The sequence below is a fragment of the Mycobacterium sp. genome, assembly GCF_049608025.1.
GTDB lineage: Bacteria > Actinomycetota > Actinomycetes > Mycobacteriales > Mycobacteriaceae > Mycobacterium.
In genome coordinates this window covers 30,118-48,155 of record NZ_JBMYXC010000018.1, presented here as the reverse complement: position 1 = coordinate 48,155, position 18,038 = coordinate 30,118, and the positions used below count along the sequence as shown (strand labels likewise).

The 18,038-nt window shown below is 63.2% G+C and carries 16 protein-coding genes and 1 pseudogene (1 of these 17 running past the window's edge); 5 read left to right on the top strand and 12 right to left on the bottom strand.

What is annotated here, in order from left to right:
* Window positions 1-46 precede the first annotated feature (46 nt).
* Window positions 47-1,759 (top strand): 3-oxosteroid 1-dehydrogenase, encoded by a 1,713-nt coding sequence (gene kstD, locus ACPGXI_RS08810; protein ID WP_526651897.1) that lies wholly within the window; start codon window positions 47-49, stop codon window positions 1,757-1,759.
* A gap of 3 nt (window positions 1,760-1,762) precedes the next feature.
* The gene (gene chsH3 / locus ACPGXI_RS08805; protein WP_526651895.1) at window positions 1,763-2,635 is read left to right on the top strand and encodes an enoyl-CoA hydratase ChsH3; all 873 of its coding nucleotides are present in this window, start codon (window positions 1,763-1,765) and stop codon (window positions 2,633-2,635) included.
* Between the two features lie 7 nt (window positions 2,636-2,642).
* Here chsH3 and ACPGXI_RS08800 read toward each other — a convergent pair whose 3' ends face one another.
* The 10 genes from ACPGXI_RS08800 to ACPGXI_RS08755 form a co-directional block, all read right to left on the bottom strand.
* Window positions 2,643-3,107 (bottom strand): hypothetical protein, encoded by a 465-nt coding sequence (locus ACPGXI_RS08800; protein ID WP_526651893.1) that lies wholly within the window; start codon window positions 3,105-3,107, stop codon window positions 2,643-2,645.
* 79 nt (window positions 3,108-3,186) lie between these two features.
* Window positions 3,187-5,799 (bottom strand): alkaline phosphatase family protein, encoded by a 2,613-nt coding sequence (locus tag ACPGXI_RS08795; protein WP_526651891.1) that lies wholly within the window; start codon window positions 5,797-5,799, stop codon window positions 3,187-3,189.
* 427 nt (window positions 5,800-6,226) lie between these two features.
* Window positions 6,227-7,015, bottom strand: a complete 789-nt coding sequence (locus ACPGXI_RS08790) for a class II aldolase/adducin family protein (RefSeq protein WP_526651889.1) — start codon at window positions 7,013-7,015, stop codon at window positions 6,227-6,229.
* Between the two features lie 23 nt (window positions 7,016-7,038).
* Window positions 7,039-8,532, bottom strand: coding sequence for an FAD-binding oxidoreductase (locus tag ACPGXI_RS08785; RefSeq protein WP_526651887.1), 1,494 nt, complete (start codon window positions 8,530-8,532; stop codon window positions 7,039-7,041).
* Window positions 8,533-8,675: 143 nt separating this feature from the next.
* On the bottom strand, window positions 8,676-9,842 hold the full coding sequence (gene ltp2, locus ACPGXI_RS08780; RefSeq protein ID WP_526651885.1) for a 17-hydroxy-3-oxo-4-pregnene-20-carboxyl-CoA lyase: 1,167 nt from the start codon (window positions 9,840-9,842) through the stop codon (window positions 8,676-8,678).
* A complete protein-coding gene (locus ACPGXI_RS08775) occupies window positions 9,839-10,276 on the bottom strand; it encodes a MaoC family dehydratase (protein ID WP_526651883.1) in 438 nt (145 codons plus the stop codon). The genes ltp2 and ACPGXI_RS08775 overlap by 4 nt, the downstream gene beginning before the upstream one ends.
* Window positions 10,273-11,256: an OB-fold domain-containing protein gene (locus tag ACPGXI_RS08770; RefSeq protein WP_526651881.1), complete on the bottom strand. Its 984-nt coding sequence runs from the start codon at window positions 11,254-11,256 to the stop codon at window positions 10,273-10,275. Before ACPGXI_RS08770 ends, ACPGXI_RS08775 begins: the two co-directional genes overlap by 4 nt.
* Entirely contained in the window at window positions 11,253-12,416 is a 1,164-nt protein-coding gene (gene fadE29 / locus ACPGXI_RS08765; RefSeq protein WP_526651879.1) for an acyl-CoA dehydrogenase FadE29, read from the bottom strand. Before fadE29 ends, ACPGXI_RS08770 begins: the two co-directional genes overlap by 4 nt.
* Window positions 12,417-13,448 (bottom strand): acyl-CoA dehydrogenase family protein, encoded by a 1,032-nt coding sequence (locus ACPGXI_RS08760; RefSeq protein WP_526651877.1) that lies wholly within the window; start codon window positions 13,446-13,448, stop codon window positions 12,417-12,419.
* Between the two features lie 26 nt (window positions 13,449-13,474).
* A complete protein-coding gene (locus tag ACPGXI_RS08755) occupies window positions 13,475-14,731 on the bottom strand; it encodes a cytochrome P450 (RefSeq protein ID WP_526651926.1) in 1,257 nt (418 codons plus the stop codon).
* 151 nt (window positions 14,732-14,882) lie between these two features.
* Here ACPGXI_RS08755 and ACPGXI_RS08750 point away from each other — a divergent pair, with 151 nt between their 5' ends.
* The 3 genes from ACPGXI_RS08750 to ACPGXI_RS08740 are packed head-to-tail and all read left to right on the top strand — an operon-like array spanning window position 14,883 to window position 16,962.
* Window positions 14,883-16,058: a steroid 3-ketoacyl-CoA thiolase gene (locus ACPGXI_RS08750; protein WP_526651875.1), complete on the top strand. Its 1,176-nt coding sequence runs from the start codon at window positions 14,883-14,885 to the stop codon at window positions 16,056-16,058.
* A 4-nt stretch (window positions 16,059-16,062) separates the two neighbouring features.
* Window positions 16,063-16,452, top strand: coding sequence for a DUF8021 domain-containing protein (locus ACPGXI_RS08745; protein WP_526651873.1), 390 nt, complete (start codon window positions 16,063-16,065; stop codon window positions 16,450-16,452).
* A gap of 9 nt (window positions 16,453-16,461) precedes the next feature.
* Window positions 16,462-16,962, top strand: coding sequence for a nitroreductase family deazaflavin-dependent oxidoreductase (locus tag ACPGXI_RS08740; RefSeq protein WP_526651872.1), 501 nt, complete (start codon window positions 16,462-16,464; stop codon window positions 16,960-16,962).
* On the opposite strand, the gene ACPGXI_RS08735 is transcribed toward ACPGXI_RS08740, so the two are convergent.
* Together ACPGXI_RS08735 and ACPGXI_RS08730 are read right to left on the bottom strand one after the other, a co-directional pair.
* Window positions 16,963-17,868 carry an SDR family oxidoreductase gene (locus ACPGXI_RS08735; RefSeq protein ID WP_526651870.1) on the bottom strand — a complete coding sequence of 302 codons (906 nt, stop codon included), beginning with the start codon at window positions 17,866-17,868 and terminating at the stop codon, window positions 16,963-16,965.
* 38 nt (window positions 17,869-17,906) lie between these two features.
* Window positions 17,907-18,038, bottom strand: a pseudogene (locus tag ACPGXI_RS08730) (SDR family oxidoreductase); it runs 722 nt beyond the window's last position.

Sequence of the window (18,038 nt, the reverse complement as noted above, 5' to 3'; positions counted from 1 at the left end):
CCGGCACAGTTGTGGGTCGGCCGAACAATTCTATAACGTGTTCTAGATGACTGGACAGGAGTACGACGCCATTGTGGTCGGCAGTGGCGCCGCCGGCATGGTCGCCGCCCTCACGGCCGCCCACCAGGGTCTGTCAACAGTAGTCGTCGAGAAGGCACCGCACTTCGGAGGTTCCACTGCGCGGTCCGGTGGTGGCGTCTGGATTCCCAACAACGAGATCCTCAAGCGTGACGGAGTCTCGGATACCCCAGAGTCGGCCCGCACCTATTTGCACACGATCATCGGCGACGTGGTCCCGGCAGAGAAGATCGACACCTATCTGGATCGCGGCCCGGAGATGCTGTCCTTCGTTCTCAGGCACACCCCACTCAAGCTCTGCTGGGTGCCGAAGTACTCCGACTACTACCCCGAGACAGCGGGCGGCAAGGCTTCGGGCCGGTCGGTGGAACCCAAGCCGTTCGACGCCAAGAAACTGGGGCCCGACGCCAAAGGGCTGGAGCCGGCCTACGGCAAGGTGCCCCTCAACGTCGTCGTCATGCAGCAGGACTACATGCGGCTGAACCAGCTCAAGCGGCATCCACGGGGTGTGCTGCGCAGCCTGCGGGTGGGCGCGCGCACCATGTGGGCGCAGGCGACCGGGAAGAACCTGGTAGGTATGGGCCGCGCGCTCATCGCCCCACTGCGTATCGGCCTGCAGAAAGCCGGCGTGCCGGTCCGGCTCAACACCGCGATGACCGACCTCTACGTCGAGGACGGCGCGGTACGTGGCATCTGGGTGCTGCCCCCTGATTCCCCGGACAATGCTGAGCCACAACTCATTCGAGCCCGTCGTGGGGTGATCCTCGGCAGCGGGGGGTTTGAGCACAACGAGCAGATGAGGGTGAAGTACCAGCGAGCCCCGATCACCACGGCGTGGACGGTCGGCGCCAAGGCCAACACCGGTGACGGCATCCTGGCCGCCGAGAAGTTGGGCGCGGCACTGGATGTCATGGAAGACGCATGGTGGGGGCCGACGGTACCCCTGGTCGATGCGCCGTGGTTCGCCCTGTCCGAGCGCAACTCCCCCGGTTCGATCATCGTCAACATGACCGGCAAGCGCTTCATGAACGAATCAATGCCCTACGTCGAGGCATGCCACCACATGTATGGCGGAAAATACGGACAGGGCCCGGGCCCCGGCGAGAACATCCCGGCCTGGCTGGTGTTCGACCAGCAGTACCGCGATCGCTACATCTTCGCCGGACTCCAACCGGGCCAGCGCATTCCGAAGAAGTGGATGGAGTCAGGAGTGATCGTCTCGGCTCCGAGCCTCGACGAACTCACCGCGAAGACCGGGTTGCCCGCGGACACCTTCAAGGCGACCATCGAGCGATTCAACGGCTTCGCGCGTTCCGGCGTCGACGAGGACTTCAGACGAGGCGAGAGCGCCTACGACCGCTACTACGGTGACCCCACCAACAAGCCGAACCCAAACCTCGGCGAGATCAGCCATCCGCCGTTCTACGCGGTGAAAATGGTCCCGGGTGATTTGGGCACCAAAGGCGGCGTCGTCACCGATGTGCACGGCCGCGCCCTGCGCGACGACGGCTCGATCATCGAGGGTCTCTACGCCGCGGGCAACGCAAGTGCACCTGTAATGGGCCACACCTATCCGGGCCCCGGCGGCACCATCGGCCCGGCGATGACGTTCGGGTATCTTGCGGCACTGCATCTCGCCGGAGCCACCCCATCGGCCACGACGCGTACCTGGAAGGACTGAGCGGTGCCCATCAACCTCGAGGAAGCTATCGGCGCTGAGCTCGACCCCGTCGAATTCTCCTGGACCAGTAGCGATGTCCAGCTCTATCACCTCGGTCTGGGCGCGGGCGGCAACCCCATGGACAAGCGCGAACTGCGCTACCTGACCGACGCCACGCCGCAGGTGCTACCGACGTTCGGCAACGTCGCGCAGAGCTTCCACATGACCGAAGCGCCCGCAGTGCGCTTCCCCGGTATCGACATCGATCTGAGCCGGGTGCTGCACGCGAGCGAGTCCGTGACTGTACCCGGGCCGATCCCGCCGTCGGGTAGGGGCGTTGCGGTCACCAAGTTCACCGAGATCTGGGACAAGGGCAAGGCCGCGGTGATCTGGTCGGAGACGACGGTGACCGATCCCGGCGGCACGTTGCTGTGGAGCCAGAAGCGATCGATCTTCGCGCGCGGCGAGGGTGGCTTCGGCGGCGACCGCGGTCCGTCTGGATCTTCATCGGCTCCCGATCGGGCTCCCGACCTCGAGCTGTCCATCCCGGTATCGCCCCAGCAGGCGCTGCTCTACCGGATGTGCGGTGACCGCAATCCGCTGCACTCAGATCCGGATTTCGCTGCCGCAGCCGGATTTCCGCGTCCGATCCTGCACGGGCTGTGCACCTACGGCATGACGTGCAAGGCGTTGGTCGACAACCTACTCGACGGTGACGTCCGCCGGCTCCGGTCCTACGGCGCCCGGATGGCCGGCGTGGTGTTTCCCGGCGAGACGCTGCGCGTGTGCGTCTGGAAGAACAGCGATGACCCTCAGGCCGGCTTCCAAGCCGTTGTGCAGATACCCGAGCGTGACAACGCCGTAGCGCTGGCCGGGGTCGACTTCATCCCTGCGTGAGCGTCGGCTACTCGCAGAGTTCCACGACGCGCTCGGCGTCTGCCTGAGCATCGTTCAGGCGTGTCGTCTGGTTCGGATCCTGGGCGGGTACGCCCGCGAGTTGTCCCATCCCGATGTATTCGAGGTTGTTCGCAAACGAGCGCACCGCGTCGGCCAGGTCGGCGGGAACCTCATTGGTGTCCAGCCTGGCCAACATGAACTGGCCGCCGCCCAGTGTGGCCAGGCGGGCATTGGCCGCCACTGCTTGAGTAGCCGCCCGATCCTTGCCGAGATCTGCGTTGGTCTGCAGGGACACCGCGGTCCGCACTATCTTGAATGCCCCGCAGACCGCTGTCTTGGCCTCCTCACCGCTGGCCGTGGGAGCGTCCCCCGAGGAGGACGATCGCACCAACCCGAGGGCCGCGAGAGCTACGGCGACGACGGCGATGACGAGCGCGGTAGGGGCGACCCAGCCGAGTTTGGTGTCAGACATGGGGCGATCATAGCCCGACATGTGCGCACGACCGTCCCTACCGGGCCGAAAGTCGCTAAGTAGCAGGGCTATTGAGGCCTTACACCCAGAACTCGTTCATCGGGACGGCGAACTTGTCGTTATTGGACAGTGTCGGAAGTCCCAGCGAGTCCTCGATCATGCGCATCAGGCTGTAATGGTCGTACTTGTCGGTGGCGGTGAAGTGACCGCCCCGCATTCCGCCCACGACGGCTGCCGGTGACGGGATGACGACCGTCACGATGCGATTGCCCTCGTCGCCGAAGCCCAGCGACAAGTTGTCGTTGTCCTCGTCGAACGTGACGACCAGGACGGACTCTTCGGCCGGGTCGTTCCACACCACGGAATCCATGATGACCGGCACCGTCTCGGACAGGAACTGGTCAAGTGCCGGAACGTTGTACTGGTGGCCGGGGGTGATCTGGCTCCAGGCGAACTGCAGTATGTCCCCGAGGGAATCGATCGGGCCTTCGCCGTTGAAGCTTTCGTTGGCGGCGAACCACGCGTAGTCCGGGGCGGTCTCCGAGGACGAGAGATCGATCGCCATCTGATCGAGCGGGAACAGGTGCTGCTCCGCGTAGGCCTGATCGTTGCCGATACCCTCGAACGCCACGAAGGGCAACTGCGCGACGCTGTAGTCGCCCGAATTCTCCAGGGGTTGTCCAGGGGGCTGACTCTGCGCGTAACCCCGCCAGGTCATTCCCGCGGCATCGATGTTGTCGGTCAGGATTGTTCCGTGGTCGAAGATGCAGACTGCCTCGCACTCATAGGTCAACCCGTAGTCCGTGCCGCCGATGACCGGGTAGTAGTTGGGCAGGCTGGGATGGGTCAGGCCGAAGAAGTTGTTCGCAGACCCATAGGCGTTGATCAAACTGTTCAGGAACGGCGCGTCGGGGCTGCCGACGATGTCGCTGTAACCCTTGTTTTCCATGTACACCATGAACACGTGGTCCAACTCACCGACAGTCGACACCAACGGCGTCGGTGGCGGGGGGGCCGGCAGGTCGGCGCTGATGGTGAACGAGATGTTGTCGGCGAAGGCCGAGTTGTAGTCGACGTTGATTCCCAGCGGGAAAATGTTGACCTGGTCGAGAATGACGTCGACCTGGGCGTAGCGGGTCCCCGTCGGGACTGACCCGGCGGTCTGGCGCTCCAACAACTTGGTGCCGAAGAAGCGTTCCAGAACGCCGACCGACCCGATGCTCGTGGTGTCGAGGTAGGTCTTGTTGGCGTCGAGGAAGTCGACCTTGACCGAGGCGGAGGACAAATTGGCCAGCCAACCGCCCAGCCAGCCACTGAGGTTGTAGGTCACCTCGCCGGTGTCGATGTCGGCCGCAGCGGCGCTGAGGTCGACGATCTGGGTCAGTTGGGAGTCGGCCACATTCCCGCCGCCGAACATCTGCGCACCGCCGTCTGGCGGCCCGTTGTGCGCCTTCGGGTAGCCCATGAACGAGGGCAGATTTGGCAACGGGAAGGAGAGGCCGAGCGGCCAGGAGTTGCGCAGTGCGCCGTACGGGATCGCCGTCGGAGTGCCCGTCACCATCCAGCCCGGGATCGAGACCGCGCTGTTGCCCGACAGCGACGCATCTCCCACCTCGGCGCCCGGGTTCACCAACAGGTTCGGGCTCTGGGCGACGGCAAGCTGAGCAGTTGCCTGTTGCGAAACCCGGTACGGGGCCAGGAAGGCCTGGTCAATCTCACGCCGCAGTCCGGCCACCAGGACCAGCCCCCACGGCAGCTCTGAGTCTTCATAGGTGGTCCCCGAGGCGGCCAGCACCCAATCCAATACATCGACCACCACCTGCGCGGTCGCCCTGACCACACCGGCGAACGCGTCCTGGAGGGTCGGCACCGTCTTTGCCGGGGAACTCACGGCGGCAGCGGACTCCGTGGTGAGCGCCGAGGCCGGTGCGGCGAGCGAAGACGGGGCGGGATCGTCGGCAACCGCCGCAACGTCAAGGGGCGCCGGCCCATCGGCCTCGACGGAAGATTCGGCTGCGGCAGCCGCGACGGCTTGGTCAGCCTCAGCAGCAGGGTCCGACTCGGTCGAGGCGCTCTCGGCATCCCCGCCCGCTGCCACCCCGGTAGCCGAGTCGCCGCTCGCCGACTCCGCGTCCGGTGCCGATGCCTCAACGGCGGGGTCCGCTGCCAACGCAGCGTCCCCTTCAGCGGCGACCGGTTCAGCGTCCGCATCAACAACGTCCGCATCAACAACGTCCGCATCAACAACGTCAGCATCATCAACGTCGGCATCAACAACCTCGGCATCAACAACGCCGTCGTCACCATCGGCAGCGTCAACAACCTCGGCGTCGGCGTCGGCGTCAACAACCTCGGCATCAGCGGTATCAGCAAGATCGTCAAGGTCAGCCGCGTCGTCAAGGTCGGCAAGGTCAGCCGCTTCAACAGGGTCGGCATCAACGAGGGATCCCGACAGCCCATCGGCTGCGCTGCCCGACTCCGACGACTCGGTGCCGTCAGACCCGCCAGAAGACGCCCCATCACCATCTCCGGAGGGCCCCGTCGTCGCCGACGCACCACCCGCCGACTGTGACGACGAACCCACATCTGATGGCTCGGCATAGGCAACGCCCGGCGTGCTCGCCACCGCCAGCCCCACGCCAAGCGCCACCGCCAACGGGCCGATGCGACCGATACTCCTGGTAAAGCCCATTTCAGCGCCCTTTCGTTTCGTTCGATCGCTCCGTGCCGCCAGCGTGAAGATCAACCACGGGGATCAGTTCGTGCGGTGATGCGCCACACCCCCGAACAATGTGGGACTGGTGCATCGGTCTTGGAGGATGCAGCCGACCCTGCTTGCCCCATGTATCCCTCATCGCATCTCGCGTGGAACTGCTGTCAGGCAAAGTACGCCATCCGCGGCGTCCTAAAGGGCAGAACTTTGAACTCAAGGGTAAAACTTTGAACTTTGCTGGCTGCCACACCGCGCCTCGCGCTCCATCCGGCCCCAGAGTTCTCCTCGAGAACCCCGAACTGAGTTCCGACAGGCCTCGGGAATTTTGGCCTGCCCGTTCGCGACGCCGAAGGTGGTCATGATGGCCAGGCCACGCTGACACGGCGTCGACGCGAGCGGACTGGACTCAATCGGCCACGTCGGGGAACAGTCTCTTCATGCGACGTTTCCACACCTCGAAAATCTGGTGGTAGGCAAATTCGATATTGGATTCGGCATCGTCAGATGCATGCATGCTGTTCAGGACCACATCGCGTTCAGCCGGGATGCTTGAAATGATCGCGTCGGAGATGGGCACCACTTCCGCGCTCAGCGCCCTGACTTGAATTGAGCAGCCTTTTTCAAAGAAAAACATATAAAAGAAGGCCTCCGACATAGTCGGCCCCACGTATATGTTTCCGTGGTTCCTCAGGACCAGCACCCTCTTGTCCCCCAGGTCCTGCAGTAACCTGGGAGCTTCGTCTGGGTCGATCACGATTCCCTCGTAATCGTGGTAGGCGATTTTATCGTAGAACAGCACAGAGTCCTGACAGAGAGGCAGGAATCCGTTCTTCTGACTGGATACAGCAACTCCGTCCAACGTATGAAGATGCATTATCACATTGATTCTATCGTCGTTGAACATGATGCCAGAGTGAATATTCCAGGCAGCCTCGTTCAACGAGTACCCGTTTTCCAGGATTATTTGTCTGTCGCTATTTACTTTGACCAGGCTGGATGCGGTAATCTCATCGAAACCCAGACCGAAAGGGTTCAACAGCATGCAGTTCGGCTCGTCGGGCACCCGGGCCGACAAATGCCCGAATGTGGATTGCTCGTAACCGAGATAAAAGCATGCGCGATAGGCGGTGGCCAGTGCTACACGCGTATCCCACTCATTCTTGCTGACAGACTTCTTCACGTCTTCCAGTAGCATCGCTGACTCCCCGGCGGCCGTGGTTACTTTGCTGTCTGCGCCGGTAAGGGAATGGAGAGGGGGTGGTGAAAAATATTGCGGGGGTCGTACTTGGCTTTGATCTCCTGCAGACGCGGCAGGTGGTTTCCGAAGTAACTTTCCAGCGCGTCTCTGCCGTTCCCGGCTTCTTCTATGTCGTCGTCACCGATGTATCCGCCGTCGCAGAGTGGGTAGAACAGTTCATAGGCTTCCGTAAGCCAAGGTCGGCGCGCCACTCCCGCGGCCGTGGCACCTTCTTCGCCGTCGTATTCGGAGGCTTCAAGCCAGACGGACATGCCCATCAGCCATGGGAAATTGCGCACTTTGATCGACGTGGTATCGGGATCCGGAGTGCGGTCAGGGTCCATGGCAAGAATCTGAACACGCACTCCGCAATCTGGTTGCGTAACAGCAAGTGCCCCAAGATCGTCGAGAAAGCTGTCCGGCATTTCCGCGGGCAGAAATCCGGCTTTGATCTTCATGTACCGAAGATGCTCGCGACCCTCACGGGACACCGTCGTGAGGTCGTGATACCAGGGCGCCGAAGTCTGGGACAGACCCAGGTCGCGCACGGACTCGATGAAGGTTTGCGCTCGAAAGTCCGTCGCAGTCGGCTGCGGAAGATCTTCGAGGAAATCAACCCATACCTTGTCGCGCTCGACCGGGTCGTCGGTCAAGATCGTTCCGGATACCTCGAGCACACCCAGCCACATCATGACCATCGGATTGAACGAAAGAGGCGCGTCAAGGCATTTACGTTGAATCCTCTTCAGGAGATCGGGAATGTCGAATTCCTTGAGCGCCCACCGGACCATGAAATTTCCGACGGCAGTGGGGGAATCGTTGGTTCGCAAGGACACTTTGGTGATGGCGCCGAAAGACCCCGTACCCGACCCGCGGAGCGCATAGAATAAATCAGCGTGAACATTTTCGTTGACCGTCCGAACCTCGCCGTCGGCGGTCACCAACTCGAATTCGATAACACGGTCGGAAAGAATGCCGAAGGTGCGGGAATAATGGCCGTAACCTCCGGCCTGAACTTGTCCACCCAAGCCCACAGTAACGCAGGAACCCATGGGGATCATTTGCTGGCCATGTTCCCAAGCTTGCATATATACGTCGCCTAGTAAAGCGCCGCCCTCTGCATGCAGAACGTGCTGCTCGGAATCACACGTAATGTTATTCATCTCGATCATATCGATGACCAGAGAGGCGCCGCCTTCGCCGCCCAAACTCAACCCCTCGAATGAGTGCCCCCCGGAGCGCATGCTGACTTGTTCCACCCCGTACTCGGACGCAATCTTGAGTATGGTGCTCACATCACGAGTACTACGAGGCTGAACTACGCCCGCCGGTCGATACTGGGTCAAGATATTCCATGCTGCCCTCTTTTCCCCGTAATCTTCGTCGTCGCTGTAGCTTTGCGACACATCGGGCAGCGCATCAGCCAAGGCCTGGCGAAATTCGCTGGAAAGCGCTTCGGAGACGTCCATCAACATCGATGATCCTTTCGCTCGGTCCAGGACCACTATTCTGGTCTTCGCAGGACCTGAAAAACCGCTTCACACCCTAGAGGCACCAAACCCGGCCCCGCCTCGTTTTGGTGCGCTACGTTATCGGCGCCTCACGGACGGATCGGCGGCTAACCCAGGATGAGCCCCGATGTCGGCACGCCGGTGCCCGCCGTGACCAGCACGTGCTCCACGTCGGGGACCGGGTTCACCGAAGTCCCGCGCAACTGCCGCACCCCTTCGGCGATTCCGTTCATTCCATGGATGTACGCCTCCCCCAACTGGCCACCGTGGGTGTTGATCGGCAATCTGCCGCCGATCTCGATCGCACCGTCGGCGATGTAGTCCTTAGCCTCACCGGGCCCGCAGAACCCGAGCTCTTCGAGCTGGATCAACGTGAACGGGGTGAAGTGGTCGTAGAGGATTGCGGTCTGGATATCGGCGGGCTGCAGACCGGACTGCTGCCAGAGTTGCCTACCGACCAACCCCATCTCGGGCAGCCCCAGCTCAGGGCGGTAGTAGCTGACCATCGAATACTGATCCGGGCTGGAGCCCTGAGAGGCCGCCTCGACGATCGCTGGCCGGTGCTTGAGATCCCGGGCTCGCTCGGGCGTCGTCACGACCAGCGCCACACCGCCGTCGGTTTCCTGGCAGCAGTCGAGCAGGCGCAGCGGCTCAGCGATCCACCGTGAGTTCTGGTGCTCCTCGATGGTGATCGGCTTACCGTAGAAGTAGGCCTTGGGGTTGTTCGCCGCATGCCTGCGGTCAGCCACCGAGACCGCGCCGAGGTCTCTGCTCGTGGCACCGGACAAATGCATATAGCGCCGGGCGATCATCGCCACCTGCGCGGCGGGCGTCGACAATCCGTGCGGATAGCAGAATGAATTGTCGACGCCGGTGGAGTCGGCGTTCTCCACCAGCCGCATTTGCACCTGGCCGAACCGCATACCGGAGCGTTCGTTGAAGGCACGGTAAGCCACAACGCATTCGGCCACGCCGGTCGCCACGGCGATCGCCGCCTGCTGAATCGTCGCGCAGGCCGCGCCGCCACCGTGGTGAATCTTGGAGAAGAACTTCAACTCTCCGATCCCGGTGGCGCGCGCGACGGCCACCTCGGTGTTGGAATCCATCGTGAACGTGACCATGCCGTCGACGTCCGCGGGGGTCAGCCCCGCATCGTCGAGCGCGCCAAGCACTGCCTCGGCAGCCAGTCGCAGTTCGCTGCGGCCGGAGTTCTTCGAGAATTCTGTGGCACCGATACCGGCGATCGCCGCCTTGCCGGAAAGTCCGTCGTTCACGGGGTACCCCCGGCGGTCCGCGACGCGCGCGCGTCCACAGGGCCCAGGACCAGCGTCGCGTTCGCGATCACATGGTCGCCGAGGCTATTGCTGCCGATGATTTTCAGCGTGATCACATCGTCCACGATCTCGGTCACCTCACCAGTGAAGGTCACGGTGTCGTAGGCATACCAGGGCACGCCCAGTCGCAGGCCGATCGACTTGATGACGGCGGTGGGGCCGGCCCAGTCGGTGATGAAGCGCTGTACCAGACCGGTATCGGTGAGGATGTTGACGAAGATGTCCTTGGACCCCTTGGCCTGCGCCTTGTCTCGGTCGTGGTGCACATCCTGGTAGTCACGCGTCGCGATGGCCGTCGAGACGATGAATGTGGGGTCGCCGTAGAGCTTGAGTTCGGGGAGCTTGGTGCCGATGGCGATGGTAGGTGTGCTCACTTCGCGGGCTCCCACGCATAGAGCGTCCACGCCGGGCCGGAAGACCCTTCGGGAAAATCGATATACGTTGCTTGAACAGGCATTCCGATCTCCACGGTCGCTGGGTCCATGTTGCGGAGCTCGCCGAGCATCCGCACTCCTTCTTCGAGTTCCACGAGCGCGATCACGAACGGCAAGGTGCGGCCGGGCACCTTCGGGGCGTGGTGCACGACAAAACTGAAGACCGCACCCCTCCCGCTGGCAACGAGATAGTCCGACGGCCCCACCTCATCCTTCGGATCGGCCCACAGCGCGGGCACCGGCGGATGCTGCAGCGTGCCATCGGGCCGCTTCTGAATCCGCAACTCATGAGCACACACGCCGTCCCAAAAAAACTTGGTGTCCTTCGATGACGCGGGCCGCATCATCGAGTCGGCGTCGAGATCGTCGGGCACCGGATTCGTCGCCGCAGCGGAATCCTCAGAGTCCTTCTCCCGCGGCCTGAATTTCATCATCCGCCAGAGCATCTCGGCGACCGGCTCCTTACCGACCGTCCACGTGATCTTCTGCGTGATGAAGAAGCCATCGCCCAGCGCAGTCCGTTTAGGGCCGACGACGTCGACCAGCTCAGCAGCGACGCCGACTTCCTCACCAGGGCGAAGGTAGCGGTGATAGGTCTGTTCACAGTTGGTGGCGACCACGCCGACATACCCTGCATCGTCGAACAATGCCAGCATTCTGCCGAGCGGGTCATCGTCGGGGCGGACACCGCCAAGACCCATCATCGTCCACACTTGGATCATCGCCGGCGGCGCGACCACTCCTGGGTGACCGGCAGCCTTCGCGGCAGCCTCATCGACGTATATCGGGTTCCGGTCGCCCATCGCGTCCAGCCAGTGGTCCATCATGGGCTGGTTGACCGGATGGCGACCGGTCCGCAGCTCGCTCTTCCCTTCGGCCTTGACCCGCTCCGCGGCAGCCTTGATTTCCTGGCCGCTCACCGTGGGACCCGCGGCACGTTCAGACCCGCGGCAGCGATCATCTCGCGCATCACCTCGTTCACACCTCCGCCGAAGGTGATCACCAGATTGCGCTTGGTCATCTTGTCCAACCAGTCGAGCAGTTCATTGGTGTCCGGATCGGCCGGGTTGCCGTAGCTGCCGACGATCTCCTCTGCCAACCGGCCGACATCCTGAATACGTTCGGTGGAAAAGACTTTCGTGGCCGCGGCGTCGGCGACTGCGATGGTCTCGCCCGAAGCAGCCACCTGCCAGTTGAGGAGTTCGTTCACTCGCCAGATTGCCTTGATCTGCCCCAGCAACCGCTGCACGTCGTCGTGCTCGATCGGAGTGACACCATCCGAACCCGGCTTTGACGCCCACGCGCAAACCCGGTCATAGATGCCGGCGACGCGTCCGGCCGGACCCAGGCCGACTCGCTCATGGTTGAGTTGGGTGGTGATGAGCTTCCATCCGCCGTTCTCCTCGCCAACCAGCATTTCGGCAGGAACTCGGACATCGTTGTAGTACGACGCGTTCGTGTGGTGAGCGCCATCGGACAGGATGATCGGAGTCCAGGAGAAGCCGGGATCCTTGGTGTCGACGATGAGAATCGAGATGCCCTTGTGCTTGGCGGCATCCGGGTCGGTGCGGCACGCGAGCCAGATGTAGTCGGCGTCGTGGGCACCGGTGGTCCACATCTTCTGGCCATTGACGATGTATTCGTCGCCGTGCCGGATCGCGGCCGTTCGTAGCGAGGCAAGGTCAGTACCGGCTTCAGGTTCAGAGTAGCCGATAGCGAAATGCAGTTCACCTGAAAGGATTCCGGGCAGAAATTTCTTCTTCTGTTCCTCGGTGCCGTACTCCTGCAACGTGGGTCCCACCGTCTGCAGAGTTACCAATGGCAGCGGGACATCCGCTCGGTTGGCCTCGTTGACGAAGATTTGCTGCTCGATGGGTCCGAAGCCCAAACCGCCGTACTCCTTGGGCCAGCCGACCCCCAGCTTGCCGTCAGCGCCCATCCGTTTGATCACCGCCCGATAGGCTTCGTTATGCCGGTTCGACTCCATCTCTTCGGCCTCGCCGGCTGTGATGAGAGTCGAGAAATACTGCCTCAGTTCGGTTTGCAGCTGCCGCTGCTCGGGTGTCAGTTCTATGTACATTTACGCTCCCGCCCATGTCGAGGCCCCGACAAGATCCAGCCTGTGCGAGGGGCCGCCCAGCAGTCGGGTCAGGTCTTTGATCGAGGAGTAGTAGCGGTCCATCGGGTAGGTGATATCCATACCCATGCCGCCGTGCAGGTGATGGCACGTCCGCATCGCAGGCGGCGCCTGTGAGGTGAGCCAGTATCCGAGGATCGCCAGTTCGCTGTCGATGTCCGCGTCCGCATCATGCCCCTCAGCGAGCAGCCAAGCTGCCGATGTGGCCACCAAAGAGATTGTGCGAGAGGCGATATAGACCTCTGAAAGCTGGGCCGCCACCGTCTGGAAGGTGGACAGCGGCCGACCGAACTGTTCCCGGGTAGCAACGTAGTCGGCGGTCAGCCGCAATGCACCAGCCACCAAGCCGGCGGAAAAGGCGCCGATCATCGCCAACACCAGTTGGTTGACCCGGCGCGGCGTTGCGCCCTCCAAAATGTCGGCTCCGGTGACTGCAACATCGACGAACGACACTACGAATTCGTCAGAACCGCTAGAAGTCGGCGTCTTCGTGACCGTCAATCCGTCGGCATCGCCGGAGACGATCGCAACACCGCTGTCAGTGCTGACGATGATCCAATCTGCCTGTACCGCGTAGCCCACGGCAACCTTGGTGCCGTTGAGCGTGTTCCCCACAAGGGTCGTCGCCGGTCGGTCAGGCAGGGACGCGCCGGGCTCACTTAGCGCGAACGTCAGCACCGAGCCCTTCGCGACGCCGGCCAGATAACGATCCTGTTGGGCATCGGAACCCATATCCAGCAGTACCGCTGTAGAACCGAGAGTGGCCAGCGCCGGACTGACCGTGCCATGCCTGCCGATTTCGGTCAGCGCTGTCGCAATCTCGGCCAGCCCGACACCGTCGCCGCCGAGTCGTTCAGGCACCGCCAGAGCAGGCACACCGCCGGCGACCAAAGCCTCCCAGCTGTTTTCGCGGTCCAGCACCGAAGTGACCACATCGGCGACCGCCTGCTGCCCTTCATCGGGACTGAAATCCACCCGATTCCTCCTTGATCCGTTTGTGCTCAGTGATACTCGAGGTGATCGGCGCCCGTGTAATCCACCTGCCAATGCCTGATTCCGTTGAGCCAACCCGACCGCAGCCGCTCCGGCTCGGTGATCGGCTTGAGGTCGGGCATGTGGTCGGCCACTGCGTTGAAAATCAAATTAATGGTCATGCGGGCCAGGTTGGCGCCGATGCAGTAGTGCGCACCGGTGCCGCCGAACCCGACGTGCGGATTCGGATCGCGCAGAATATTGAAGGCTTGGGGGTTGTCGAAAACATCTTCATCGAAGTTGGCCGACCGGTAGGACATCACCAGCCGCTCGCCCTTCTTGATCTGCACGCCGGCCAGTTCGGTGTCCTCGTTGGCGGTGCGCTGGAACGACGTGACCGGTGTTGCCCAGCGGACGATCTCGTCGACTGCGGTACCCGGGCGCTCCTTCTTGAATAGCTCCCACTGATCTGGGTGGTCGGCGAACGCGATCATGCCGTGGGTGATGGAGTTGCGGGTGGTCTCATTGCCTGCGACGGCGAGCATGATGACGAAGAAGCCGAATTCGTCGTCAGAGAGCTTCTCGCCGTCGATGTCGGCCTGAATCAGCGCCGTCACAATATCGTCGGTCGGGTTCTTGCCGCGCTCGTCGGCCATCGCCATCGCGTACATGATCAGCTCCAGCGAGGACTGTGCGGGATCGACGTCGGCGTACTCGGGATCTTCGGCACCGGTCATCTCGTTAGACCAGCGGAACAACTTGTCGCGGTCTTCCTGGGGGACGCCGAGCAGACCGGCGATGGCCTGCAGCGGCAACTCGCATGACACCTGCTCGACGAAGTCGCCACTACCCTCGGCGGCCGCGGTCTTGGCGATGCTCTGGGCGCGCTGTGCGAGTTCCTCCTCGAGCCGTCCAACCGCACGCGGCGTGAACCCGCGCGAGATGATCTTGCGCAGGCGGGTGTGGTGCGGCGCATCCATGTTGAGCATGACACTGCGCTGCATCTCGATCTTGTCGAAGGTCATATCCTGCGGCCAGACCGGGATCACGCCGTTCTGCCAGCTGGAGAAGACATCGCTGCGACGGGAAACCTCCTTGACGTCCGCGTGCTTGGTGACAAGCCAGTAACCCTTGTCGCCGAAGCCTCCGGTACCACCGGGCACATCGACCCAGTGCAGCGGCTGGGACGACCGACGCAGCGCGGCGAGCTCGGCCTCGGGCAAACCGGCCAGGTTGACGTCAGGATCGAGGAAGTCGAAGCCGGGCGGGAACTCGGGGGCTGGAATATCAGACGATGAGCCCTGGGGTGAAGTCACAGCATGCGCTCCTCAATTGCAACGTGTTCTAGTGCCAGTAAAACATGCCTCCTACGCAGATCAAAGGCATGGCTGTATCGCAGCTTGTCAGCGTTATGAAACGTGTTCTAGCCTGACGCATATGGGTAACCCTGTCATCGTCGAAGCCACTCGCAGCCCCATCGGCAAGCGGAAAGGATGGCTATCCGGCCTGCACGCTACTGAGTTGCTCGGGGCCACTCAGCGGGCGCTCGTCGAGAAGGCCGGTGTCGACTCAAACTTCCGAGCAGACCACGTCGAACAGGTCATCGGTGGGTGCGTGACACAGTTTGGCGAGCAGTCCAACAACATCACCAGGGTGGCTTGGCTGGTGGCCGGACTGCCCGATGAGGTGGGCGCGATGACCGTCGACTGCCAGTGCGGCAGCGGGCAGCAGGCCAACGGGTTGGTCGCCGGCCTGATCGCCGCGGGCGCCATCGACGTCGGCATCGCCTGCGGGATCGAAGCGATGAGCCGCGTCGGCCTGGGCGCCAACGCCGGCCCTGACCGCAGCATCATCCGACCCGAGTCATGGGACATCGACCTACCCGATCAGTTCACCGCCGCAGAGCGGATCGCCAAGCGCCGTGGCATCACCCGCGAAGACATCGACCAGTTCGGATTCGACTCACAGCGCAAAGCCAAGCAGGCCTGGGCCGAGGGCCGGTTCGACCGCGAGATCAGCCCCATCGAGGCGCCGGTCCTCGACGAGAATAGGCAGCCGACCTCGGAGCGGGCCCTCGTGCACCGCGATCAGGGCCTGCGCGACACCACGCTAGAAGGTCTGTCGTCGCTGAATCCGGTTCTGGAGGGCGGTATCCACACTGCTGGAACGTCTTCGCAGATCTCCGACGGTGCTGCCGCGGTGCTGTGGATGGACGAAGAGAAGGCCAAGGCACTGGGCCTGAGGCCGCGGGCCCGCATCGTCAGCCAGGCGCTCATCGGCGCCGAACCGTACTATCATCTCGACGGCCCCGTTCAGTCGACGGCGAAGGTTCTGGAGAAGGCCGGGATGAAGATGGGCGACATCGACATCACCGAGGTCAACGAAGCCTTCGCGTCAGTGGTGCTGTCGTGGGCCAGGGTGCATGAGCCCGACATGGCTACCGTCAACGTCAATGGTGGCGCCATCGCGTTGGGCCATCCGGTGGGCAGTACCGGCAGCCGACTCATCACCACGGCGCTGCACGAGTTGGAGCGCACCGACCAGACCACCGCGCTGATCACGATGTGCGCCGGTGGAGCATTGTCCACCGGAACGATCATCGAGCGGATCTAGCGGGATGCCCGTGATACCGGCAGCCGACCGCATCGCCGCGGCTCAGGCCTACATCGATGCGCTGGCCAGCCACGACGCCGCCGCAGTGCCGTTCGCGCCCGACTGCACACGAATCGAGTTCGGACTGAAGACCGGTTTCTCGGGAGATCATCTGCGCCGCAGTCTTAATCGCGGACTGCAGTATCGAGTGATCAAGTCGATCACGATGCCGGAGTTCAGCATCGACGGCGACACGGTGCGGGCCCGGTTTGATTTGTCGACCAGCCCGGCGGTGGCCGGACGTCGCGTCGGTGCCCACATCGACGAGACGTTCCGCATTCCGGCCGACGACCCCGCCGGGAAGGCGCAGATCCACCATATCCGCGCCGACGTCCGGCCGTTTCTCACCCGATAGGATTCGCACATGGCCAAACAACCACGCCCCCTGAGCCCCAAGCAGGTTGAAGGACTCAATTCGAAGGCGGCCGGCATCGGCATCAAGTGGATGTCGCGGTTCAACACCTGGGCGTTCAAGGCCACCGGCGGCCGCATCGGGTCCAAGTGGCGCGGCGGGGCCAACCGTTTCAGCGCTCCCCCACCGGTCGGCATCCTCACGACCACCGGTCGGAAGTCCGGCGAAGCCCGGGAGAGCCCGCTGATATTCCTGCGCGAGGGGGACCGGGTGATTCTTGTGGCCTCGCAGGGCGGCCGCGCTAACAACCCCATGTGGTACTTGAATGCTCAGGCTGAGCCCAGCGTCACTTTCCAGATCAAGAACGAGGTGCTCAAGCTCACCACTCGCGACGCGACCGACGCCGAGCGTGACGAGTACTGGCCCAAGCTCGATGCCTTGTATCCGGACTTCGCCAACTACCGGACCTACACCGACCGCAAGATCCCGATACTCATCTGCGACCCCGCCTGATCAAGCGCCGTAGACCGGCACCGGGCGCCGAGCCTGGGCCAGCAGGTCGGTGACCACCGGCCCCAGTTCGGCGGGATCCCACCTGGCACGCCTGTCGATCTCGGGGCCGTGGGCCCATCCTTCAGCGACGCGGATCTTGCCGCCCTCGACCTCGAACACCCGGCCGGTGACGTCCCGGGATTCCACGCTGCCCAGCCACACCACCAGCGGCGAGATGTTCTCCGGGGCCATCGCATCGAAATCGGCGTCCTGAGTCGCCATCATGTCGGCGAAGACGGTTTCGGTCATCCTGGTGCGCGCCGACGGCGCAATCGCGTTGACGGTGACCCCGTAGCGGCCCATCTCGGCGGATGCGACCAGCGTCAGGGCCGCGATCCCGGCTTTGGAGGCGCTGTAGTTCGCCTGTCCCACACTGCCTTGCAACCCTGCGCCGGAACTGGTGTTGATGATGCGGGCATCTACCTTTTCGCCCGCCTTGGACTTCGCGCGCCAGTACGCGGCGGCGTGCCGCATCGTGGCGAAGTGCCCCTTGAGATGCACGGCGGTCACGGCGTCGAACTCTTCTTCGCTGGTGTTGGCGAACATCCGGTCTCGGACGATGCCCGCATTGTTCACCAGGATGTCGAGGGAGCCGAAACTGTCGGCAGCGGTCCGGATGAGGCCCTCGGCTTGCGCCCAGTCCGCGACGTTGGCCCCACTGGGCACGGCTTCGCCACCGGCGGCAACGATTTCGTCCACGACACCCTGCGCGGCGCTACCCCCGCCGGCGGCCGAACCGTCCAGTCCTACGCCGATATCGTTGACCACGACCCGCGCGCCCTCGGCAGCGAACGCCAGAGCGTGCGCTCGCCCGATTCCGCCACCCGCACCCGTCACGATGGCCACGCGGCCGTCCAGCAATCCCATTCCCTAGTCTCCTATTTCTTCCCTGCGTGTTTGATGCGCTATTTGATGTCGGCAGTTGTGGTCGACAGGTAGTGCGGCGGTTCTCCACCGCCATGCACCTCGAGCGATGCGCCGCTGATGTAGGACGCTGCATCCGAGGCGAGAAACGCAGTGGCCCAGCCGATGTCCTC